The following is a 23,522-nucleotide window of genomic DNA, read 5'->3' as shown; positions in this document are numbered from 1 at the left end:
CTTAATGTAGTACAACTATAAATCAGATACATACCGAAACATCACATTTGTCAATTTGATTCAACTAAAATACAAGAATTTCATCTTGACGAATTAACCTACTTAATCTTCTACAGATTTGACTTCTTTAGAATTAAGTCACAATATCAATTGACGTAGGTCATATTAATCATTAAACTTAGAAATATAGATTCCCCTTATCGCTCTACAATATCTAAATATTTAACAGACTCACATTTGTATTTCGGAGGACACCATGGAAATAGTAAAAAATACAACTTCACTTCAAATAAATGATCTTTTCAAAAATAACAACATACTTGTAATAGACATAGAAACAGACGGCTTAAGTCATAAAAATACGATTGTAATCATTGGTTTGATAATTTTGATTCCCAATCAAATGCCTACAGTCATTCAATTATTCAATGACGATTATCACTCTGAATATGATCTTTTAATAGAACTAAAAAAAATTATTGAAGAACATGAAATTGATTACTTTATCAGTTTCAATGGTGATTCTTTTGATTTTCCATTTATTAATGCTAGGTTTCAGCACCACCACATCCATTATTTAATTCCAAAATTGATTAACATAGATTTACTGCGGATTGCAAAAAAAAATAAAGATAGGTATCCCCTTGATAATTATAAGTTAAAGACCATAGAACAAAGCTTAGGAATTAACAGAACTGACACAATTAGTGGAAAAGACAGCATCGTACTCTATCAAGCATATTTAGAATCAAAGGATCAAAAACTCAAGCAAATCATTTTACTACACAACTACGATGATATTCTAAATATGATTCCCTTAACTAAGTTACTAACGCTTACGAATTATTCATTTCCAAGTATCATTAAAATTGATGACAAAAAAATTTACATTTTACAAACTCAAATTAATAATGAAACTCTAAAAGCAACTATCTATCTCTCTATACCACGTTTACACAACGAAATCACTAAACATACAAACTATTGTTCATTTCACTTAAGTAACCAACAAGGCGAAATTAACATGGATCTTGTCCACTTTAAAGACTCAAATCAGTCTCAATATGTATTTATTAACCCTAAAGTTATAAATCTTGGAGAAATATATGAGTTAGAAGATTCAAAAAAAGAATCATTGCTCATTCGATTCAATGATACAGTAATTTATGAAAATATTAATCAGATAATCCATGAATTTCTAAAAATGGTACTCATATAGTAGTATCATTTTTTTTATCCTATTTCATAATCAACTTTACTCAAATTAGATTTTTGATTGATTTAATGATCAATATTCTGGTTCATATTCTAATCAATTTTCTTTTGCGAAGAAATTTTGAATTTCTATAAAAAAAAGTGGGGATTAATATTCCCCACTTGCTTTTGCAATATAAAAAAATGGTGCCCAGAGGCGGAATCGAACCACCGACACGGGGATTTTCAGTCCCCTGCTCTACCGACTGAGCTATCTGGGCAAATAAGAAGTTACCTTCTTAGTAATCATGGTGGGCATAAGTGGACTCGAACCACCGACCTCACGCTTATCAGGCGTGCGCTCTAACCAGCTGAGCTATACGCCCATGATTTAATGGTCGGGGTGGCAGGATTTGAACCCGCGGCCCTCTGGTCCCAAACCAGATGCGCTACCAAACTGCGCTACACCCCGATAAAAAATATTAAATTGAAAAGAAATGGCAGGGGTGACAGGCTTCGAACCCACGACACGCGGTTTTGGAGACCGCTGCTCTACCAGCTGAGCTACACCCCTATATATTTGGTGGGCCATCAGGGACTCGAACCCCGGACCATCCGGTTATGAGCCGGGTGCTCTAACCAACTGAGCTAATGGCCCAATACATTTAAAATTGGCGGAGAAGGAGGGATTTGAACCCTCGCGCCCCTTGTCGAGACCTACTCCCTTAGCAGGGGAGCCTCTTCAGCCACTTGAGTACTTCTCCAATTTTAAAATGGCGGAGAGGGTGGGATTCGAACCCACGTGGGCTTGCACCCTAACGGTTTTCAAGACCGCCCCGTTATGACCGCTTCGGTACCTCTCCAAATTTGTTAATTAAAATGGTGATCCATCCGCGATTCGAACGCGGGACACCCTGATTAAAAGTCAGGTGCTCTACCGACTGAGCTAATGGACCATGAAAATTGGCTGGGGATACAGGATTTGAACCTGTGAATGACGGAGTCAAAGTCCGTTGCCTTACCGCTTGGCGAATCCCCAATGAAAATTGGAGCGGGTGAAGAGAATCGAACTCTCACAACCAGCTTGGAAGGCTGGGGCTCTACCATTGAGCTACACCCGCACGATACTGGAAAGAAATTCTTATCAACTCAAGCCTTATTCCACACAAGTATCAACAGCTTTTTTACTCTATTCACAAATTGTGTAACACCAGTTGAATGATTCATAACAAATCATATAATTAAATGGTGGAGGGAGAAGGATTCGAACCTTCGAAATCGTCGATAACGGATTTACAGTCCGCCCCCTTTGGCCACTCGGGAACCCCTCCAGTCATAAAATGGAGCCGGTGATGGGACTCGAACCCGCGACCTACTGATTACAAGTCAGTTGCTCTACCAATTGAGCTACACCGGCATAAATGGCGATCCAGAAGGGACTCGAACCCTCGACCTCTAGCGTGACAGGCTAGCGTTCTAACCAACTGAACTACTGGACCGCAATAATGATTACTCGCACATCATTTGATGTACAAATTCCCTTCTAGCAACTAAGTTGCATACGTCGGGCAGTTTTGAAATACAAAACTGAAAATGGTGGAAGTTATAGGGATCGAACCTATGACCCTCTGCTTGTAAGGCAGATGCTCTCCCAGCTGAGCTAAACTTCCATGTGAAAAAAACTTTCGTTTTCTTCAAATTGTCAACGGAACATTGACTGTTTTACTTCGTTAGTCTCCTAAAATTCTTCGAATTTAACGTCGACTGTTTTACTTCGTAAAACATAAATGGTGACCCCTAGGGGAATCGAACCCCTGTTACCGCCGTGAAAGGGCGGTGTCTTGACCGCTTGACCAAGGGGCCATGCAAAATAACATGGTTGCGGAGGCAGGATTCGAACCTACGGCCTTTGGGTTATGAGCCCAACGAGCTGCCACTGCTCCACTCCGCGATAATAAATATAAAATTGGTGCCGAGGACCGGAATCGAACCGGTACGGTGTCGCCACCGCAGGATTTTAAGTCCTGTGCGTCTGCCAGTTCCGCCACCACGGCACGTTTAAAATGGCTCCAAGGGAGGGATTCGAACCCTCAGCCTATCGGTTAACAGCCGAGTGCTCCACCGTTGAGCTACCTTGGAATACTTTTAAAAGCATTGCATATTCTTTGGTGTAACAATCACTTATAAACATCACATTTCGCTTTGCTCCATGATTGTTGAGCTACCTTGGAATACTTTTTAGTTCTTAAAGAACAAACTAGCGACGTTCTACTCTCCCAGGCAGCTACCCGCCAAGTACCATCGACGCTGGAGGACTTTACTTCTGTGTTCGGTATGGGAACAGGTGTTTCCCCTCCGCCATCATCACTAGATATGAAATTGTTTACAATTTCAGCCGTAGGTCGGTTTGCGAAGCAAATTGACTAGGCACGTAGTAAAATTTGCCGTAGGTCGGTTTTTCGTATAAAAACTGACTAGGCACAAGGTTATTATACCCTAGGTCATCAGACCCTGAAAATCACATATAGAGGTTCATTCAAAAGTGTTTGGATCGTTAGGTCAAGTCCTCGATCTATTAGTACCTGTCAGCTGAATGCATTACTGCACTTACACCTCAGGCCTATTACCACATTATCTTCATGGGATCTTACTCCATTTCTGGATGGGAAATCTCATCTTGAGGGGGGCTTCGCGCTTAGATGCCTTCAGCGCTTATCCCGTCCGAACTTAGCTACTCAGCTGTGCCATTGGCATGACAACTGATCCACCAGCGGTTCGTCCATCCCGGTCCTCTCGTACTAAGGACAGCTCCTCTCAAATTTCCTACGCCCACAGCAGATAGGGACCGAACTGTCTCACGACGTTCTGAACCCAGCTCGCGTGCCTCTTTAATGGGCGAACAGCCCAACCCTTGGGACCTACTTCAGCCCCAGGATGAGACGAGCCGACATCGAGGTGCCAAACCTCCCCGTCGATGTGGACTCTTGGGGGAGATAAGCCTGTTATCCCCGGGGTAGCTTTTATCCGTTGAGCGATGGCCCTTCCATGCGGTGCCACCGGATCACTAAGCTCTACTTTCGTACCTGCTCGAAATGTCTCTCTCGCAGTCAAGCTCCCTTTTGCCTTTACACTCTTCGCGCGATTTCCAACCGCGCTGAGGGAACCTTTAGGCGCCTCCGTTACTCTTTAGGAGGCGACCGCCCCAGTCAAACTGCCCACCTGACATTGTCCTAAACCAGGGTAACTGGTCATAGTTAGAATAACGTTATATCAAGAGTGGTATCCCAACGGCGACTCCGCTAAGACTAGCGTCCTAACTTCTCAGTCTCCCACCTATCCTGTACATGATATACCATTATCCAGTGCCAAGCTGCAGTAAAGCTCCACGGGGTCTTTCCGTCTAGCTGCGGGTAACCGGCATCTTTACCGGTACTACAATTTCACCGAGTCTATTGTTGAGACAGCGTCCAAATCGTTACGCCTTTCGTGCGGGTCGGAACTTACCCGACAAGGAATTTCGCTACCTTAGGACCGTTATAGTTACGGCCGCCGTTTACTGGGGCTTCAGTTCTGTGCTTCGATTGCTCTAACACTTCCCCTTAACCTTCCAGCACCGGGCAGGCGTCAGCCCCTATACATCATCTTTCGATTTAGCAGAGACCTGTGTTTTTGGTAAACAGTCGCTTGGACCTATCCTCTGCGGCCGACTCTAGCTCTGAACCTGAGTCGGCACCCCTTCTCCCGAAGTTACGGGGTCATTTTGCCGAGTTCCTTAACAATAGTTTTCTCGCTCGCCTTAGTATTTTCTACTCTCCCACCTGTGTCGGTTTACGGTACAGGCACCTGCTCCCTCGATAGAAACTTTTCTTGACAGTGTGATATCTGCTACTTCGCTACTATTTTCACTCCCCATCACAACTCACCCTTACAAGAGGCGGATTTGCCTACCTCTCAGACTCGTTGCTTGGACGCACTCAACCAATCGTGCGCTTAGCATAACCTCCTGTGTCATTCCCTCTCTCAAACGGTTCTCGGTGGTACAGGAATCTTTACCTGTTGTCCATCGCCTACGACTTTCGTCCTCGGCTTAGGCCCTGACTTACCCTGAGCGGACGAACCTTCCTCAGGAAACCTTGGGTTTTCGGCGGACGGGATTCTCACCCGTCTCTCGTTACTCATGCCAACATTCTCTCTTCTATACAGTCCACAAGTCCTTACGATCTTGCTTCGCCCCATATACAATGCTCCTCTACCAATTGCCTAAGCAATTCCATAGCTTCGGTAGTAAGTTTTAGCCCCGGTAATCTTCGGCGCAGAATCACTCGACTAGTGAGCTATTACGCACTCTTTAAATGTATGGCTGCTTCTAAGCCAACATCCTAGTTGTCTGTGCAATTCCACATCCTTTTCCACTTAACTTACATTTTGGGACCTTAGCTGATGGTCTGGGCTGTTTCCCTTTTGACTATGAATCTTATCACACACAGTCTGACTCCTGAGTATAAGATATCGGTATTCGGAGTTTGATAGACTTCGGTAGCCGGTGAAAGCCCCTAGGTCATTCAGTGCTCTACCCCCGTATCTCTTTACCTCAAGGCTAGCCCTAAAGCTATTTCGAGGAGAACCAGCTATCTCCGGGTTCGATTGGAATTTCTCCGCTATCCACATGTCATCCCAACCTTTTTCAACAGATATGGGTTCGGGCCTCCAAGAGGTTTTACCCTCGCTTCACCCTGCACATGGATAGGTCACCCGGTTTCGGGTCTACGCCATACAACTATTTCGCCCTTTTCAGACTCGCTTTCGCTGCGGCTCCGTTCCTGAAGAACTTAACCTTGCTGCATAACGTAACTCGTTGGCCCGTTCTACAAAAAGTACATGGTCGTTCTTTAACGAACTTCCATTGCTTGTAAACATAAGGTTTCAGGTTCTTTTCACTCCCCTCTCGGGGTTCTTTTCACCTTTCCCTCACGGTACTATTCTCTATCGGTCACTAGGTAGTATTTAGCCTTGGCAGATGGTCCTGCCTGCTTCCCACAAAATTTCTCGTGTTTCGTGGTACTCCGGATCAGTCTCGCATACCTTCTCTTTTCGCTTACGTGGCTCTCACACTCTTCGGCCTACTTTCCCAAGTAGTTCTGCTAAGATACAGCTTTGCTTTATTGACTGTCCACACCCCTTCGTCCGAAGACTCAGGTTTGGGCTCTTTCCATTTCGCTCGCCACTACTCTGGAAATCACTTTTGTTTTCTCTTCCTTCGGGTACTTAGATGTTTCAGTTCCCCGAGTTCCCTTCCTATAGCCTATGTATTCAGCTATGGATGACTGGACATTACTCCAGCCGGGTTTCCCCATTCGGACATCTACGGATCTACACTTGCTTGCAGCTCCCCGTAGCTTTTCGCAGCTTACCACGTCCTTCTTCGGCTCCTAGTGCCAAGGCATTCGCCCTATGCTCTTATTAACTTGACCTACATGTGGCACGTAGTGTCATCATGCGCTCGTGAGAAACGTTAGTTTCTAGAGCGTTGTGACTTACTGTGTCATCATTCGATCTTTTTTTTACACTTTTTTCATGTCTTCTCTATATGCAATTTTCAAGGTACGATTAAACTTAACGAAGTTAAGTTTTAAAAAGCGAAGCTTTTAGCGATGAAATCGCCGTAACTTGTAACGAACGAATTTTCAAGGAAAATTCGGGCGGTTACTTGCTTGATGTTTCCATCTAGCAGTTACTTACTTTGCTTTCTTCTTTTGAAGTTCCTGTATCTCTACAAGACCCTCAAAATTGAACAGCGCAAATGTCTATTTCTCCTTAGAAAGGAGGTGATCCAGCCGCACCTTCCGATACGGCTACCTTGTTACGACTTCACCCCAGTCATTGATTTCACCTTCGACAGCTTCCTCCCTTACGGGTTGGACCACTGGCTTCGGGCGCCCCCAACTTCCATGGTGTGACGGGCGGTGTGTACAAGACCCGGGAACGCATTCACCGCGACATTCTGATTCGCGATTACTAGCAACTCCAACTTCATGTGGGCGAGTTTCAGCCCACAATCCGAACTGGGATCGGCTTTTTAGGATTCGCTCCAGATTGCTCTTTCGCTGCCCGTTGTACCGACCATTGTAGCACGTGTGTAGCCCAGATCATAAGGGGCATGATGATTTGACGTCATCCCCACCTTCCTCCGTGTTATCCACGGCAGTCTGTTTAGAGTGCACAGCTTAACCTGTTTGCAACTAAACACAAGGGTTGCGCTCGTTGCGGGACTTAACCCAACATCTCACGACACGAGCTGACGACAACCATGCACCACCTGTCTTCTCTGTCCCGAAGGAAAGATCCGGCTAAGGATCGGTCAGAGAGATGTCAAGATCTGGTAAGGTTCTTCGCGTTGCTTCGAATTAAACCACATGCTCCGCTGCTTGTGCGGGTCCCCGTCAATTCCTTTGAGTTTCACACTTGCGTGCGTACTCCCCAGGCGGAATACTTAATGCGTTTGCTGCGGCACCGAGCTTTGACACCCGACACCTAGTATTCATCGTTTACGGCGTGGACTACCAGGGTATCTAATCCTGTTCGCTACCCACGCTTTCGTGCCTCAGTGTCAGTTACAGTCCAGTAAGTCGCCTTCGCCACTGGTGTTCCTCCTAATATCTACGAATTTCACCTCTACACTAGGAATTCCACTTACCTCTCCTGCACTCAAGCTAATCAGTTCCAAAGGCTTACATTGGTTGAGCCAATGCCTTTCACCTCTGGCTTGATAAGCCACCTACGCACCCTTTACGCCCAGTGATTCCGGATAACGCTTGCCCCCTACGTATTACCGCGGCTGCTGGCACGTAGTTAGCCGGGGCTTCCTCCTATGGTACCGTCATTTGTTTCTTCCCATAGGACAGAGTTTTACAACCCGAAGGCCTTCTTCACTCACGCGGCGTTGCTGCATCAGGCTTGCGCCCATTGTGCAATATTCCCCACTGCTGCCTCCCGTAGGAGTCTGGACCGTGTCTCAGTTCCAGTGTGGCCGATCACCCTCTCAGGTCGGCTACTGATCGTCGCCTTGGTGAGCCGTTACCTCACCAACTAGCTAATCAGACGCGGGCCCATCCCATACCGATAAATCTTTGTCGACTGCATCATGCGATGCTACCGACTTATAAGGTATTAATCACCGTTTCCAGTGGCTATCCCTTTTGTATGGGGCAGGTTGCCCACGCGTTACTCACCCGTCCGCCGCTTTCATAAGCTTCACTTGGACCGAAGTCCTCACTCCACTTAATCTCGCTCGACTTGCATGTGTTAGGCACGCCGCCAGCGTTCATCCTGAGCCAGGATCAAACTCTTAAAATTAATTTTAAAGTTTGCCTGTTATCTCATAAATGAGCTAACTTGCTTTTTTGTATAAACTTTTTGCAAAGTTTATCCGGAAACAACTGTTTAGTTGTTTTTATACTTTTCTTTGGAGCGTCTCATTAAATTGCTTTAACTCGACTCTTCAAAAGAATTGCGTTTTTGGTTTTTTTCATTTGCGCTATTCAATTTTCAAGGTCCTGGTTGATGACCGCACACTCTACAATTACTTGTTAATCGTCTTGTGTGACAGCTATTTGATTATATCAAACTCATTTTTACTTGTCAATACCAATTTTGTTTTTTTTAAAACATATTTATTTATCAACAAATGTTCGTTTCTGTTGAGTCATCCGAAATACTACTTTTATTCAACAATATCTCGAAAGGACTTGCTAATAATACCACTAATAAACCTCTACTGTCAATACGTTTTAAATAGTTTTTTTTAAAAATCTAAAAGAAAATCAATTCTTAATTTTCAGATAAGTATGTCTAAAAAAAACCTTCTATATATATGCCTGAATATACGCCTAATACTCACGACATCCAATATAGAAGGTTTCTGATTAATTACATTTATTACATCCTTAATTATGGCATGAAAACACTTTCGTTTAAAAAATCCAGTCCGACTATTTAATCAATTTGCTTATATTACGTCAAAAATTTCTCTTGTTGTGACTTCAAAAAACAAATATCGATTAAAGTAATTCCGTTTTGTAATTAAAACCTCGTATCCTTCTTTTTCGAAGATCATCCCTCTTCCGTAATGTTTAACAAAATTCCAATTCATCTGTGTCATTTTTTCCATAAATTCTGGTTCAGAACCCGAATAGCCAATAAACGATAAAGTCTTCATCGAAATATTTTGGATTTTCTTATTTTTGCTCGTTTCTAATTTGAGAATTCCACTAAGAACATCCAACCATTTAAGTTCATAACTTACTTTAATAATTGCTAATAGAGTAAGTAATATGATGGTCAACTTGATTAACTTCTTTACTACACCGCTGTTTTGAAACAAACATTTTTCCGAATTCTTGTTATCACAGCACATAAAAATTCACCTTTGCTTTAGATAAAGCATCCTTTCTTATAAAATAGTAAAACGACGAAACACAGTATTCAAGTAATTTAAGTTGTTATTGCTGTTATAATTACAATGGATTCCATTGACTTCTAGTCAAATTTTCAAAAGGATCTAATTCTTCACCTGATTTTGGAACATCTGTAATACGATATTTTTCATTATCTCTAAACGGATGCATGTCAGTTTTAAAGACAACTGTCATTACGCTTCCTTTTTTCATTCTGAAAACTTGCACGCCTCGCGTATTTTTGGTTATTTTTTCATTGATTAAGCTTGTATTAAATACAATTGCTCTAGTTTCTTTACTTGAATCTCTAATTGCGGTCAAATCGCCATCAGTTTCAAAGTAATGAATCCCTATGAGTTTGGCCTCATCAGAGTATGCTTTAACCAATTTTTTCCTGTTCGTCTTAGTTCTGTATGCTTCAAGAGGTACTTTGGCAACTTTACCATTTTCAAATCCAAATATCATATACCCTTTAAAATCATTTGTAACAACACAATATAATACTTCTTCATTCAATTCAAGTTCGAGGATGTTTGGTAAATAAACACCCAAACTACTTGCTTTGTGATCATCAATTTCATGTAGTCTTAATTTATAAGCGTTGCTTTTGTTTGTAAAAAATATGATTTCATCTTTATTGCTACCGTCTATTTCTTGTAAAATTTCGTCTTCTTCTTTAATTTTATGATCTCCACTTGCACGCAACGAGACTAAGGAAATTTTCTTTAAATAATTGTGAGCCGTAAAGAAAATTTTCAAGTTATAGTCTTCAATATGTTCTTCAGTAACATGTTGAATAACATCCGCTGGAGCAACAATTCTTGTCTTTCTGTCCTGCCCATAATGCTTGGATATATTTGTGAGTTCTTTTACAATTACTTTGTCAATTTTTTTATCATTATTTAGAAGTTCATTCAATTTTTTTAGTTCATTTTCCAATGACTCAATTTCATTCACTCTATTCAAAATGTATTCTTTATTGATATTTCTTAAACGAATATCAGCAACATAATTTGATTGAATTTCATCGATTGAGAATGCAGAGGATAAATTTGGTATAACATCTTTGTCGCGTTCTGTTTCTCGAATGATTCGAATTGCTAAATCAATATCTAATAAAACCTTTTGTAAACCGTATAATAGATGTAGTTTTTCTTGCAATTTATCAATATCAAATAACGTACTTCTCTTGATACAGTTTCGACGGAACATGAGCCATTCTTGAAGAATTGCTTTGACACCTAGAACGCGAGGTCTTCCATTAATAAGTAAATTCATATTACACGGAAAGCTATCTTCTAGGGTTGTAAATTTAAAGAGTTTAGCAATCAATTTATCTGGTTCTGTACCACGTTTTAAGTCAATTGCAATTTTTAAGCCTTTTAAATCCGTTTCATCACGAACATCATTGATTTCTTTAATTCTTCCTGCTTTGATGAGTTCTACAATTTTTTCTATGATTTGTTCAACTGTTGTTGTATAGGGAATTTCAGTAATTTCAAGCATATTTTCAGACTTGTTATAGTCTATTTTACCACGCACTCGAAATGAGCCTACCCCAGAATCATATATTTTCTGCATGTCAAACTCATTGTAAAGGATCTCTCCTCCTGTAGGGAAATCTGGAGCAGGCATAATTTTTATCAAATCTACTCCTGGATTTTCAATAAATGCGATGGTTGCATCACACAGTTCCTTCAAATTAAAACTTGGAAAATTACTTGCCATTCCAACAGCAATTCCTTTATTTGGGTTTGCAAGAATATTGGGAAATGTTGTGGGTAGCAGAGTTGGTTCAAGCATTGTACCGTCATAATTATCTACAAAATCAACGGTATTTTTATCAATATCTTTGAAGATTTCTTCGCAAACATCTTCTAATTTGACTTCAGTATATCTCGGAGCTGCAAATTTCATGTCTCTTGATGTGATTTTACCAAAGTTTCCTTTTGAGTCAACATAAGGTAATAGTAAAGCTTCGTTTCCTCTAGCAAGTCTTACCATTGTCGCATATATCGCCTGATCTCCATGTGGATTCAATTTCATCGTTTGACCAACAACATTGGCTGATTTTGTTTTTGTTCCTTTAAGCAACTTCATTTTGTACATTGTATATAATATTTTTCGATGAGATGGCTTAAATCCGTCAATTTCTGGAATTGCACGTGATACGATTACGCTCATAGCGTAAGGCATAAAATTCTTTTCAAGCGTCTCGGTTATCGGTTCATCTATAAATAATTGTTTTTCCATTTTTCACCCCATGAATTTTTTGGTAAACTAACTTAAGTCCAATAATTCTAAATAACGTTCACCATTATCTTCAATGAATTCTTTACGACCATCTAAGTCATCACCAAGAAGGATTTCAAACATCCTTTGAGTTTCAAATACATCATCTGGTTTGACACGAATAAGTCTTCTTGTATCAGGACACATTGTCGTATGCCACATCATATCAGGATCATTTTCACCTAATCCTTTCGATCGCTGTATAGTATGTTTTTTACTTCCTAACTTTTTGACATAGTCATTTTTTTCGCGCTCTGTATATGCAAAATAACTTTTTTGATCGGATGTGGTAATTTCAAACAATGGTGATTCTGCAATATAGACATTTCCTTCGTCGATTAATGTTGGGATCAATCGATAAAGCATGGTTAATACCATCGTTCTAATGTGATAGCCATCTACGTCAGCATCTGTACAAATGATGATTTTATCCCATTTTAAATTTTCATAACTGAACGTGTCTAAGTCTTTGTTATGCCTTGTTTTAATCTCTACGCCACACCCTAAGACTTTAATTAAATCTATAATAATTTCTGATTGAAAAATTTTCTCATAATCCGCTTTTAAACAATTTAAAATTTTGCCTCTAATAGGCATCAGTGCTTGAAATTCACTATCTCTAGCAAGTTTACATGAACCGAGTGCCGAATCTCCTTCTAAGATATAAACTTCACGTCTTTTGGTATCCTTCGTTCGGCAATCAACGAATTTTTTAACGCGATTTGTGACATCCATTTTTGAACCTAACGTCTTCTTTAAGTTCAAACGCGTTGTCTCAGCTTTTTCTCTTGAACGCTTATTGATGAGAACTTGATCGACTATTTTTTCTGCAAACTCTTTATTTTCAATGAAGTAAATTTCAAGATTTTTGCGAATCATCTCTGTCATAAAATCTTGTACGAACTTATTGGTTATTGATTTTTTAGTTTGATTTTCATAACTTGTTATTGTTGAAAAACTTGTTGAAACTAAGATTAAACTGTCTTGAACATCTACGAATGAGATTTTCTTTTCATTTTTAGTGTATTTATTAAGTTGTTTAATAAACTTATCTAATTCATTTACAAATGCATTTCTAACTGCTTTATCAGGTGAACCTCCGTGCTCTAGAAAACTTGAATTATGAAAATACTCCAGAATATTTATTTCATTGTTAAAAGTAAAGGCTATTTGTGCCTTTACTTTATACTCTGGCATGTCTTCTCGATCTTTACCTCTTCCTTCGTCTTCAAAATAAACAACGTCTGTAAAGCTCTTATCTTCAGAAATTTCGTTGACATAGTCCAAAATACCATTTTCGTACTTATATTCAAATACTAAATCAAGTGATTCATCTTTTAATATAAAATTAATTCCTGGATTGACAATTGACTGTTTTCTCATGACATCTTGGAAAAATGATAATGGTATATCAATTTCTTTAAATACTTCAAGATCTGGCCTCCATCTAATGGATGTACCTGTCTTTTTGGATTTTGTTTCTACTCTCTGATAACCATCTGGAGCGATTTCTCCCTTTTTAAAGCTCAATGTGTACTCAAATCCATCACGGATTATTTTGACATTCATATATTCTGAACTATACTGCGTAGCACACAAACCCAAACCATTTAAGCCTAAGCTGTATTCATAAACATTAGAATCATTATTATTATACTTTCCGCCTGCGTATAATTCTGTAAAAATCAGTTCCCAATTATAGCGTTCCTCTTTGGGATTATAATCCACGGGAATGCCTCTTGCTTCGTCAACAACTGAAATTGAGAGGTCACTATGTCTGATTACAGTAATTTCCTTACCGTAACCGCCTCGCGCTTCATCAATTGAGTTTGAAAGAATTTCAAAGAATGAATGTTGACATCCTTCTAACCCGTCTGAACCAAAAATAACAGATGGTCTTTTTCTCACTCGATCTGCACCTTTTAGCGATGTTATACTTTCATTATTATAAGTATGCTTACTCATTTGTCACCTCTATACTTTTACTATCAATCCTTATCATATCAATAGTCTTAACGCATTGCAAGTCTTTTAAGCAGAACAAATGTTCTTTGCGAAAAAGCCTGCACATCTGATATAGAGTGTACAGGCTTTTAAAATTTGTAATATGTGTTTACTTTAAACTTAATCGCATTCTGTCATCGACACAATCTCAATATCCATATGTCGTCTTAAATCGTAGTACTCTTCTCCAACTCTTACTAATGGTCTTGCTGGGTCATCTTTATAGGTTAAAATAATTTCTCCAATCAGATCGTTGCTAAGTTGAACTTTACTTCCGATGTAAAAATGGGAAACATTCCCTAAAAATGTCTTTGAAATTGAAAAATCTAATGCACTATGGCATTTCTCTAAAATAAAACTCATCGCTTCAAATGGGTGCATGGCTTTCTTATAAACGCGATCTTGTGTCATCGCACAATACACATCTGCAACAGCAACTACTTTTGCAATATAATTGATATTGTCTCCTAAGAGTCCTTCTGGATAACCAGTTCCATCTAAACGTTCATGATGTTGTAAGACACCCATCAAAACATCTGTTGTCAAGTTTTTGATATCTTTGACTAAAATGTATCCCAAAACAGCATGTGTCTTCATTACTTTAAACTCTTCTACTGTTAACTTATCAGGCTTATTTAGTATTTGATCCGGAATGTTACATTTTCCAATATCGTGCAAAAGTCCAGCTAATGCAGCTTCTTTAATTTTATCTTTTGATAATTTACACCATTTAGCAATTAATCCACTTATCATTGATACGCGTACAGAATGGTCAAACGTATAATCATCATAAGCATGAATTTGCCACATTTTTCTTGTAAACTGGTCATCTCCTAGGATCGACTCATACATTGGATCAATGGCATCTTCAATTTCTTGATATACTGGTACTTTGCCAAGTTTGAATTCGGTGTATATGTTTTTAAATCGATTGATCGTATTGTTGTATTTCTCTTCAACGTCCGTCTCAAGATGTGACCGATCAAAAACAGGCGGTTTTCTGTCTTGTTGAACCTGGTCTTCAACGGTAATTTCAAATATATCATATCGCTTTATAAAATCAATATGATATTGCGTTAGTTCAGTTCCCCCAGAAACGAGTAAAATGCCATTTTCATCGAAAACATCATCTGTTAATATCATTCCAATCTGAACGTCATTTAAATATAATCTTGGCATTTAGTCACCTATAAGTCATTTTCTTACTCATATTATAATCTCTACACTATGAAAATTCCAGCAAATTCTGCTTTGAAATGTTGAATTTTCAGAATATGAGACTATTAACCTATATAGTTTCAATTTTAACATTACTTCGTTCCTTGGTTTGAACTTGAATTATGCTTCTATATCTTTTGATTCAATTTTTCGATGTTCAGAGCCAGAGGGTTCTAAGAACCGAATTTTCTCGCCTACAATTTCTGTTAAATAAACATTTTCTCCATCGGCATTCTCAAACGTCGCAGTTAATACTCTTCCTGAAACACTTACCATTGCACCTTTCACGAGGTATTTACAACAATTCTCTGCTTGTTTTCCCCAAACGGTAATTCGAGGAAAATCCGCTGTAGCTTTACCCTCATTCTTCTTTTCTTCTTTTTGCGCCTGTGCTAAATAGCGATCAATCGCAATATTAAATTTTGTCACACAATTGCCGTCTTGAAGTTCTTTTAGTTCCGGTGTTTGGACAACTCTTCCCACTAAACTTACTTGATTCATATAACCCTCCTAAATTTGGAATTATTTACCATATTTTGATAATATCCATATTTTTCCATTTTGTCAATTGATTAATTGTGAAATTTGCATCATTACTTTTTTAATGCGGAAATCATGTACTATTAAATTTAAAATGACTCAATTACGCCATTACAAAATTGGAGATTTTTACAAATTAGAATTATGCACTTTTCTTAATTATTTATCCTGTGATTTTTCTTGTATTTACACTTAAATCGTTTATAATAAAAATGTATTTCGAATGGCGAAATGAATAGGAGGAACCATGCCAGAGCACCTATCTAATGAAGATGAGATATTACAGACTCAAATTAAACCAAAGAGTTCTGGGCATAAAAAAAATCATCGACGACACTCCCATATTTCAAATAAACTTAGAGAGTTTTTCACGATGGAATCGAATGTCAATGTCAATATTTTTAATGGCATTGCACTCGCAATTTCTACGAATCTTGTGAACCCATATTTCGCAAAATTTGCCGAAAGATTGGGCGCTACGGATTATCAAATTGCTTATTTAAATTCATTGCCAGCATTCATCAGTTTGTTTGCACTGATACCAGGTGCGATTTTGATTGATGTTTTGGGAAATAAACTCAATACGACTAAATGGATTATGTTGATCAATAAGTTTTTCTATTTAATCATCGCGTTTGTACCTTTCATTCATTTTGTCTCAAAACCATGGTTATTTGTTATCTTAATCGCTCTGATGAATTTACCTGGATCGGTTTATTCTATGGGGTATCAATCGAGTATCGGTGATATTTTTAAGCCTTCAGAACGCGGTCTTGCCATGAGCTTAAGAAACAAATATTCAGATTTAATTAGGCTCTTGATTACTTTTATTTCTGGATTATTGCTTTCTTTGCCTAAAACTGAGCACGATGTAATTTTGCTTTATCAAATCTTGTTTATTGTTTCATTTTTCATTGGCTTATGGGAAGTGCATACCTTCTCAAAATTTACTGTTGAAACTACAGTTTCAGACAGAGCTTCCGATCAATTTAAACGAATTATTCATGCATTTACCGATAGCCTAAAGTTTATTGTAAAAGATTCTTCATTTAAACGTTTTCTATTTGCTTCTTTGCTCTTCTACTTTGGTTGGCAAATGGGATGGCCACTTTTCAATATCTATACGATTAACAAACTTGGCGCAAATGAGATGTGGTTGTCTATCATCTCTATTGCAGGTGGAATTGCATCCATTTTAACCGCTACACATTGGGCTAAATTTGCAGATAAAAGAGGCAATACATTAACCGCTTTTATTGCGACATTCGGAATGAGTATCACACCGTTTTTATATGTTTTAAGCGATTCTTTATTTGTTTTAGTTCTTTTCAATTTGCTAATTGGTTTTTCCATTACTGGTACAGTTTTAGTATTGTTTAATTTATTGCTGGAGACTACACCTGCAACCAATAGAACAACCATTATTTCAATATACAATACATTAATTGCACTTTCAGCGACAATTGCGCCGATTGTAGGTGTTTACGTAATGGAAATTACAAATTTAGACATTTCTTTAATGATTACAGGTGGTTTGAGGTTTGTGGGATGTTTTGCTTTCTTGTGGATGTCAACAAAACACATAAGATCCACCGAATAAAAAAATGGGTTATTGTCATCTATCATTGATAGAGCAATAACCCATTTTTTATAACATTAATAATAAATTTTCTTTGCTGTCTACTGGTACGGATTCATAATCAACTTCAATGTTGAGTATTCTTCCGAGACTATGTTTATCTGCATCTTGCATCATGTTTGCAGTGAACTTGAGTGAGTACTGATTCAATCGAACAACCATACTAAGAGATTTTTGTAATTTTTTTGTCAGTTTTCCAATTGTCAGTTCATCAAATTTTTCAACGTCAAAGTCGTCGATTTTGGACATTAAGTGCTGTTTCAAATCTTCGACATTTAGAATGCTATTTTCTAAGATTTCTAAATGTTGTAATGCCACTTGATTGATTTTTTCAATTCGATGATCACTTGTAATTACGACAATCCCGAGTGGTACTTGTTCGACGACATGCTCTAGTAATGTCCTGGATTCTTCAATTCGTTTTCGAGATAACATACGTTCAGTTACATCTGCAATACTTCCAATCGCATAAATCGGAACATTTTCATCATCTCGGTATACTTGACCAATTAAGTTGACAAACTTAACTTTCCCTTTATTATGCATTCTAAAAATTAAATCTAACGATTCATTCTGCCAAATAAATCGATTAAACTTCTCTTCGAAATACGTGAAATCCACAGGAAAAATGTTTTCAACAAAATTTTGATAGTAGATTTCAGTCATTTCATTTGAATTTAAAAAGAGTGGACCAAAAGTTTTTGAAACACTGAATACATTTTTAGCAACATAATACTTCCAGTGTGCCATATTTGCAATTCTCTCAGATTCATTTAAAATCATCATATGTTCATCTAAACGATTACTGATTTGTTTAATTTCACTAATATTTTGATTGATGATGAAAATAGAGGCGCCTTCATCTGAAGCAACATATTTGCCAAAAGCACTGTACCATTGCCATTTTCCGTCTTTGAAGAATCGATATTCAAACGCATAGTTCGTTCTTTTTTCAGCTGTTATGACATCAATTGCTTCGTAAACAATGGATCGATCTTGATCGTGGATTTCATTGAGCCACTGTAAAAAGCTCTTCTCATAACCAATAAGTCCCTTCTCTAAATCAAATTCTTTAAATACGCTCACTAATTTATCCGGTAGTTGAATCTCCAAAATGCTTTCTTGTATCGAATCAAAAATCTGAGCATATCGTGATTTCGACTCCATTTTACGTTGCTTATACGCAAATCGATCCGACGTGTCTGTTACCAAGAGAACATAGAGTCCCGCGTGAACACTTCCTAGATTCATTGCAATTACTTCACATGAGATTTTCATTTTGTCTTTCGCTTCATAGATTCTTTCGAAATGTAATGACTGATGCTCGTCTATCATTTCTAAATTTCTCACGATCATATCTCGCGTAAGTCCACTGCTAATAGAACTGATATTAAGCGCAAGCATTTCATCTATAGAATACCCCAATATTCTACAAATCATATCATTTGCAAATTGAATTTTACCTTCACGGTCGATGATGAGAATGCCTTCTTTAATGTGAGGCATAATCGTTGAGCCAATGACATTGGAATTAACCAATGATTTATCCGGATTTAAAAACTTAATGAGAATTCCAATCCAATGTCCTGTTGTTGCTAAAATGGGTTTTTCTACATAGAATTGATAATGTTCCTTGAAAGTAATGGTTTTAGGATAAAACGTTCTGTTCTGTTCAAGCATATCCATGAAATACAATCGGTCTTCATAATCAAGTCCATTTACAAAAACAGAAATTGAAGATAAATTACTTTTAATATATCCCACTATTTGTTCTTTAAATAAAAAATCATAATGAATTAAGTCTGCAACAATGTAATGTGAATGTTGATGCGCTGTGTCTGAATTATGAATACATGCATATGCGTTTTTCATAAGTTCTACATGATAATTTTCAGTGACATCCACAGCAGTCGTTAAAATTTGACGATTCCCTTCAAATGAGAACAGAAGTTCCTCATAGGAAAAATACCCACACGAACCTAATGGATATGTGAACTTCAATATGCCTTTTTGTATTTCAACTTCAGATGAAATGAGCTGTTTATGAATTTCCATATGGTGATCTGCTTCAATGGTGGTATTATATACATTTTGAAACTGTCGCCCTAGTAAATTATGACGATTCTTATGAAAAAAAGATGCGAATGCCTCATTAACAAAAGAAATTCTACCATCCAAATGCCTCAGCATAACAAGGTTCGGTGCATTTTCCCAATTTTTTAACAGTTCCATATTGCCTGTTTTATTCTTTTCAAGTGCCAACTCACTTTCTGTTACGTCAAAAATATTGATAAGTCCATATTTTTTCCCAATTGAATTCGCACGACATCTGATAATTCTCTTTTCATTGTTGAAATCAATAACTTCAATTACTTTGTCTTCATTCATATCTAAAATGGATTGAGCAATGTCTTTCGCAGTTACAAAGGATTTTTGATCTCCCAAAATCTCTCGATAAGCAGAATTCATGAGCTCTACTTTATACGTATCTAATCTAACAAGCGCAACGCCTTCTTTAAGATTATTGATGACGTCTGAGTCGAATAAATCCTTTGCTTTTGTCATACTTAAAAGTCCTTTGGTAGACTTTTTATCAATGGAAATATCAAGCAACAAATAGAGCAATAAAAAGAACACAGAAAGTTGACAGACTGTGTTCTTGGGTAGTGAATTTTCAATCATTCTATTCAAATCAACTAGCAGTATAAAGGATACTGCAAACAGCAACAATAAATTCTTTTCATATTTATAAACGATGGTGAGCTTAATTAATTTAACAAAAACAATAACCGCTAATACGAATTTGATATAAAAAAAGATCGTTGCCATATTCACCTCAAATTTCAATGGTTTTTTCAATAAATAATGTCAAATAATCCATGAGGTCAATCTTTTCACACAGTTTTTTCTGCCTAACAACCTGAACAAGTGGTCGCGTCTGTGCTTCAGGGTTTTCTTTAATGACAATTGCTACTTCTCCGTTGGATAATTGTACCAAGGTGCCAGGAGGATAAATGTTAATCACTCTTAAAAGATGATAATAGATGTTGCGATCAAGTTCATAAACTGCTTCAGCACGAATAATTTCAAGGGCTTCATCCGCATTCACGCGTGCTCGGTAGGCACGATTAGACGATATCGCATTAAAAATATCGCAAAGTGTCACGATTCTAACGTGTATAGGTATTTGATCGCCTTTCATTTGATACGGGTACCCAGCACCATTGAGTTTTTCGTGATGCAAATGTACGATTTGACGTGAAATAGGTGAAATAGCTGAATTATCTTTTAACAGCTCATATCCAGTTCGAACGTGTTCTCTTAGAGTCACTATTTCTTCTAGTGAGAGCGGATCAGGTTTATTAAGCAAGTCCCCTGAAATGGCCATTTTACCAATATCATGTAAAATTGCTCCCATTCCAATTTTTTTGATGAATTTTTCATTAAAATTCATATTTTTTGCGACAAGCATCGATAAAATTGCAACTTCTGCGCAGTGATTATAGGTGTACATGTCAGTTCCCATAAGCTCAGCCATACAATAAAGAGTGCCATGATTATCATAAATAACTGCTAGCATTTCATCAATGATGTCCGTTATTTGCTCAACACTCTTTATAATATAATTTGAATTTTTTCTCACCGCTAAATCTTTAAAGGCGTTCTTTACTACCGAAACCGATTTGATCTTTAATTCATCGGAAACAATGGATTTCGCTTCAAGACCTTCAGACAAATCATCTTCAATATAAACACATTGAATATCTGAATGAATTAATCGATCAATATATTTTTGAGTCAGCAAAGTGTCTTTACTAAGCAATAATTGGCACTTATTGTCGTATACAGGTTTTGCTAACACATCACCTACTTCTACGCGTTCTAAGCTTTTAAGTCTCAAATGGGGCCTCCGTTAAAATGATACTCCTATTGTAACAAAATTTTACACTGACATAAAGAGTTCAGCATATAATTTTATTAACTCCATACTAAAGAGCGATACAATCCAGGCTGAGATTGACATAAAAGGTGCAAATGCAACTTCCATTTTTCTGTTTAATTTTTTTTTGAAAACTAGCTGAATTAGAATTCCGACTACTGCAATATAAAAAGTCAAAAGTGCAGCTATCAAGCTATCATAACCGCCGATAAATGCGCCGATTAACCCCATAAATATAACATCACCAAATCCAAATGCCTCTCTTTTATATATGACTTTTGCAAGTAAATATATAATGAGATAGGCTCCAAACCCAAGTGCACCACCAATAATCATTGCAGTTATGGGGTGATGATAGAATCCCAATGCCACTATGGATATCATACCTAAAATAATGGTGATCCAAACAAAAATGCTATGAGTCAATTGATCAATAACACCTGTTATGATAATAAAAACGCCAAATAATACTTGAGGTATAAAAAAATCAGAGTATATTTCTGCTGTAACAAGCATTATGAAATATAATATAAATAAAATCAAGTGGACTTTCTTATTCAATTTTTGTTCTATCAGCAATTGCGTTACATAAGTTGATGCAACCATTAACAAGAAACTTGCGATTCCATATATTAACCACTTTAAGGCAACTGTCATGTATTACTCCAAAATCAAGTGAGGTGCCTAAGCAAAGATCTAGACACCTCAAATTTATTATTTACTTAAAAAGCGTATATAATGCATACGCTACTTCTGCCTTTGTCATTAAAGCAGATTTCTTTGTTAACCCTTCTGATTCTTTATATTTCTCAGTCTTCATCTTGTTTGCAATTTCATCCCAGCTAAAAGTTCTAGTGAACATCATACTCAACATCGATTCAAATTGCGTATATGTCACATTTGACTTCATGTTAAAAGCAGCTTTTGAGTCCAGCTTCATGTAACCTTTTCCAACCATGTACTCAATAGCTGGTTTATAACTTCCAAAACTCGCACTATCTGAAATATAAGGCACTGCGGAGTTTAGCGGATCCGCAGAACTTCTCATGTTATACACCATTTGAGCCAATTGAGCACGTGTAATTTTTGAATTTGGAGAGAATAACTGATCATCAGAAATTACATTTCTTCGAATTAAAGAATAAATTTCTTTGTATGCCCAATTAAAATTGATATCCTTCACCAATTTATAATTGTTATCAATAAAAATTGCGTACTCCCCACCTTTAAATACACCAGCGGGAATCTCGATTGAAAGACTATTGTCAGTCTGGGTGGTATACTGATACACCCACTTATTATTCTGCCATTGATAAACGCCGGCTCTCTCTGAACCATAATATTCGAATGTTAACACTAACGGTTTTAATAGCTCAATAGAGTGACGATCATTCCAAACTGCAACAGTATATTTTCCGCTTACAGGTTGATACTCATAATTATTTGCATTGAAGCTATTTTGAATTTCAAACACAGCAATATAAGTGGGTTCATAAATTGCTGCTTTTGGTACGGTGAGCGTCATAGGTGTTCTGATTTCTGCCGCCATTGATCCCAATGTAAAATTGATGTATTCTTCACTAAAGTCAATTACCGCTTCATTCTTAGAGATTAATTTTGCATTTTTATTTCGTATTTCAAGATCTAAATTTCTATTTTGGTAGGTGTCAATATAACTGTCCATAAACGCATCCCTAAAAGCTGATTTAAACATTTCACGATAGGTTGTGTTTTCTCTTGTCAAGAAATAGCGCGCGTCTAAACTGCCTTCTGAGATATAGGCATTAAACGCACGGTTCCAGTCATCGGAAACACCCTTAGTAATATCAATCATTGCAGAGACCTGACCTTGAACATTACCGGCAGTTGTTCCGTGCGTCGATGCGTTTTCAATTGGTTTAATATAAACTTGCATATTCGCTTCTCTAAACGCTGAGCTATAAGCTAACTGAAATGCTAATTTGTATGAAGTTATATATGCATTTCGATATGTGTAAGAAGAGACCTTAGAAATACGATTTGCAATCACACTATCAGCAGGTAACACTTTTAAATAATCTTCCACTTTGTTTGCAGCTTGATCTGCTTTTCCAGCTTCAGTACCATCCATTCTTCCAGCGAGCTCGCCGTGTGTTGTCCCCAATGCCTTTGCTTCTTCATCTGGTGTTGCTGCAAATGTAAATGTTGGCGAAATCATCACAAGGATTAACGCCCAAACCAATAATAATTTAAGTTTTCTCAT

General features: G+C 37.6%; 11 protein-coding genes, 18 tRNA genes and 3 rRNA genes. 2 read left to right on the top strand and 30 right to left on the bottom strand.

Annotation, left to right across the window (positions count from 1 at the left end; all coding sequences use genetic code 11):
• The first annotated feature begins 256 nt into the window (after nucleotides 1–256).
• Nucleotides 257–1,219: a ribonuclease H-like domain-containing protein gene (locus ACZ41W_RS01370; RefSeq protein ID WP_464313083.1), complete on the top strand. Its 963-nt coding sequence runs from the start codon at nucleotides 257–259 to the stop codon at nucleotides 1,217–1,219.
• A 180-nt stretch (nucleotides 1,220–1,399) separates the two neighbouring features.
• On the opposite strand, the gene ACZ41W_RS01365 is transcribed toward ACZ41W_RS01370, so the two are convergent.
• The 26 genes from ACZ41W_RS01365 to ACZ41W_RS01240 all read right to left on the bottom strand — a co-directional run bounded on the left by ACZ41W_RS01365 (nucleotide 1,400) and on the right by ACZ41W_RS01240 (nucleotide 15,662).
• A tRNA-Phe gene (locus ACZ41W_RS01365) sits at nucleotides 1,400–1,475 on the bottom strand.
• A 28-nt stretch (nucleotides 1,476–1,503) separates the two neighbouring features.
• Nucleotides 1,504–1,580, bottom strand: a tRNA-Ile gene (locus ACZ41W_RS01360).
• 9 nt (nucleotides 1,581–1,589) lie between these two features.
• Nucleotides 1,590–1,666: transfer RNA gene (locus ACZ41W_RS01355), tRNA-Pro, on the bottom strand.
• Nucleotides 1,667–1,692: 26 nt separating this feature from the next.
• Nucleotides 1,693–1,768, bottom strand: a tRNA-Trp gene (locus ACZ41W_RS01350).
• A gap of 7 nt (nucleotides 1,769–1,775) precedes the next feature.
• A tRNA-Ile gene (locus ACZ41W_RS01345) sits at nucleotides 1,776–1,852 on the bottom strand.
• A 14-nt stretch (nucleotides 1,853–1,866) separates the two neighbouring features.
• A tRNA-Ser gene (locus tag ACZ41W_RS01340) sits at nucleotides 1,867–1,958 on the bottom strand.
• 10 nt (nucleotides 1,959–1,968) lie between these two features.
• Nucleotides 1,969–2,057, bottom strand: a tRNA-Ser gene (locus tag ACZ41W_RS01335).
• 17 nt (nucleotides 2,058–2,074) lie between these two features.
• Nucleotides 2,075–2,150: transfer RNA gene (locus ACZ41W_RS01330), tRNA-Lys, on the bottom strand.
• Nucleotides 2,151–2,158: 8 nt separating this feature from the next.
• A tRNA-Gln gene (locus tag ACZ41W_RS01325) sits at nucleotides 2,159–2,233 on the bottom strand.
• A gap of 8 nt (nucleotides 2,234–2,241) precedes the next feature.
• Nucleotides 2,242–2,315 (bottom strand) — tRNA-Gly (locus ACZ41W_RS01320).
• A 125-nt stretch (nucleotides 2,316–2,440) separates the two neighbouring features.
• Nucleotides 2,441–2,525: transfer RNA gene (locus ACZ41W_RS01315), tRNA-Tyr, on the bottom strand.
• Nucleotides 2,526–2,535: 10 nt separating this feature from the next.
• Nucleotides 2,536–2,611 (bottom strand) — tRNA-Thr (locus tag ACZ41W_RS01310).
• Nucleotides 2,612–2,616: 5 nt separating this feature from the next.
• A tRNA-Asp gene (locus tag ACZ41W_RS01305) sits at nucleotides 2,617–2,693 on the bottom strand.
• Between the two features lie 95 nt (nucleotides 2,694–2,788).
• Nucleotides 2,789–2,864, bottom strand: a tRNA-Val gene (locus ACZ41W_RS01300).
• Nucleotides 2,865–2,982: 118 nt separating this feature from the next.
• A tRNA-Glu gene (locus tag ACZ41W_RS01295) sits at nucleotides 2,983–3,057 on the bottom strand.
• Nucleotides 3,058–3,070: 13 nt separating this feature from the next.
• Nucleotides 3,071–3,145, bottom strand: a tRNA-Met gene (locus tag ACZ41W_RS01290).
• Between the two features lie 16 nt (nucleotides 3,146–3,161).
• Nucleotides 3,162–3,248, bottom strand: a tRNA-Leu gene (locus ACZ41W_RS01285).
• Between the two features lie 10 nt (nucleotides 3,249–3,258).
• Nucleotides 3,259–3,333: transfer RNA gene (locus ACZ41W_RS01280), tRNA-Asn, on the bottom strand.
• Nucleotides 3,334–3,449: 116 nt separating this feature from the next.
• Nucleotides 3,450–3,566 (bottom strand): 5S ribosomal RNA (rrf, locus tag ACZ41W_RS01275).
• A 183-nt stretch (nucleotides 3,567–3,749) separates the two neighbouring features.
• Nucleotides 3,750–6,665, bottom strand: a 23S ribosomal RNA gene (locus ACZ41W_RS01270).
• Nucleotides 6,666–7,012: 347 nt separating this feature from the next.
• Nucleotides 7,013–8,547, bottom strand: a 16S ribosomal RNA gene (locus ACZ41W_RS01265).
• The 16S, 23S and 5S rRNA genes sit together here with 18 tRNA genes alongside, the layout of an rRNA operon.
• Nucleotides 8,548–9,199: 652 nt before the next feature.
• Nucleotides 9,200–9,607, bottom strand: coding sequence for a hypothetical protein (locus ACZ41W_RS01260; protein WP_464313082.1), 408 nt, complete (start codon nucleotides 9,605–9,607; stop codon nucleotides 9,200–9,202).
• A 100-nt stretch (nucleotides 9,608–9,707) separates the two neighbouring features.
• Complete coding sequence (locus ACZ41W_RS01255) at nucleotides 9,708–11,900, bottom strand: DNA gyrase subunit A (RefSeq protein WP_464313081.1); 2,193 nt, start codon at nucleotides 11,898–11,900, stop codon at nucleotides 9,708–9,710.
• A 27-nt stretch (nucleotides 11,901–11,927) separates the two neighbouring features.
• The gene (locus ACZ41W_RS01250) at nucleotides 11,928–13,904 is read right to left on the bottom strand and encodes a DNA gyrase/topoisomerase IV subunit B (RefSeq protein ID WP_464313080.1); all 1,977 of its coding nucleotides are present in this window, start codon (nucleotides 13,902–13,904) and stop codon (nucleotides 11,928–11,930) included.
• A gap of 159 nt (nucleotides 13,905–14,063) precedes the next feature.
• On the bottom strand, nucleotides 14,064–15,122 hold the full coding sequence (locus tag ACZ41W_RS01245) for an HD-GYP domain-containing protein (RefSeq protein ID WP_464313079.1): 1,059 nt from the start codon (nucleotides 15,120–15,122) through the stop codon (nucleotides 14,064–14,066).
• 159 nt (nucleotides 15,123–15,281) lie between these two features.
• On the bottom strand, nucleotides 15,282–15,662 hold the full coding sequence (locus tag ACZ41W_RS01240) for a single-stranded DNA-binding protein (RefSeq protein WP_464313078.1): 381 nt from the start codon (nucleotides 15,660–15,662) through the stop codon (nucleotides 15,282–15,284).
• 286 nt (nucleotides 15,663–15,948) lie between these two features.
• Here ACZ41W_RS01240 and ACZ41W_RS01235 point away from each other — a divergent pair, with 286 nt between their 5' ends.
• Nucleotides 15,949–17,301: an MFS transporter gene (locus tag ACZ41W_RS01235; RefSeq protein WP_464313077.1), complete on the top strand. Its 1,353-nt coding sequence runs from the start codon at nucleotides 15,949–15,951 to the stop codon at nucleotides 17,299–17,301.
• 48 nt (nucleotides 17,302–17,349) lie between these two features.
• On the opposite strand, the gene ACZ41W_RS01230 is transcribed toward ACZ41W_RS01235, so the two are convergent.
• From ACZ41W_RS01230 to ACZ41W_RS01215, 4 genes are all read right to left on the bottom strand, one after another.
• Nucleotides 17,350–20,169, bottom strand: a complete 2,820-nt coding sequence (locus ACZ41W_RS01230) for a PAS domain S-box protein (RefSeq protein WP_464313076.1) — start codon at nucleotides 20,167–20,169, stop codon at nucleotides 17,350–17,352.
• A 7-nt stretch (nucleotides 20,170–20,176) separates the two neighbouring features.
• The gene (locus ACZ41W_RS01225; protein ID WP_464313075.1) at nucleotides 20,177–21,241 is read right to left on the bottom strand and encodes an HD-GYP domain-containing protein; all 1,065 of its coding nucleotides are present in this window, start codon (nucleotides 21,239–21,241) and stop codon (nucleotides 20,177–20,179) included.
• A gap of 42 nt (nucleotides 21,242–21,283) precedes the next feature.
• Complete coding sequence (locus tag ACZ41W_RS01220) at nucleotides 21,284–21,937, bottom strand: prepilin peptidase (RefSeq protein ID WP_464313074.1); 654 nt, start codon at nucleotides 21,935–21,937, stop codon at nucleotides 21,284–21,286.
• Between the two features lie 61 nt (nucleotides 21,938–21,998).
• Nucleotides 21,999–23,522 carry an S-layer homology domain-containing protein gene (locus tag ACZ41W_RS01215; protein WP_464313073.1) on the bottom strand — a complete coding sequence of 508 codons (1,524 nt, stop codon included), beginning with the start codon at nucleotides 23,520–23,522 and terminating at the stop codon, nucleotides 21,999–22,001.

This window comes from Fusibacter fontis (assembly GCF_055378735.1).
Note: the sequence above shows the minus strand (reverse complement) of the source record. Positions and strands in the feature narration are given on the sequence as shown.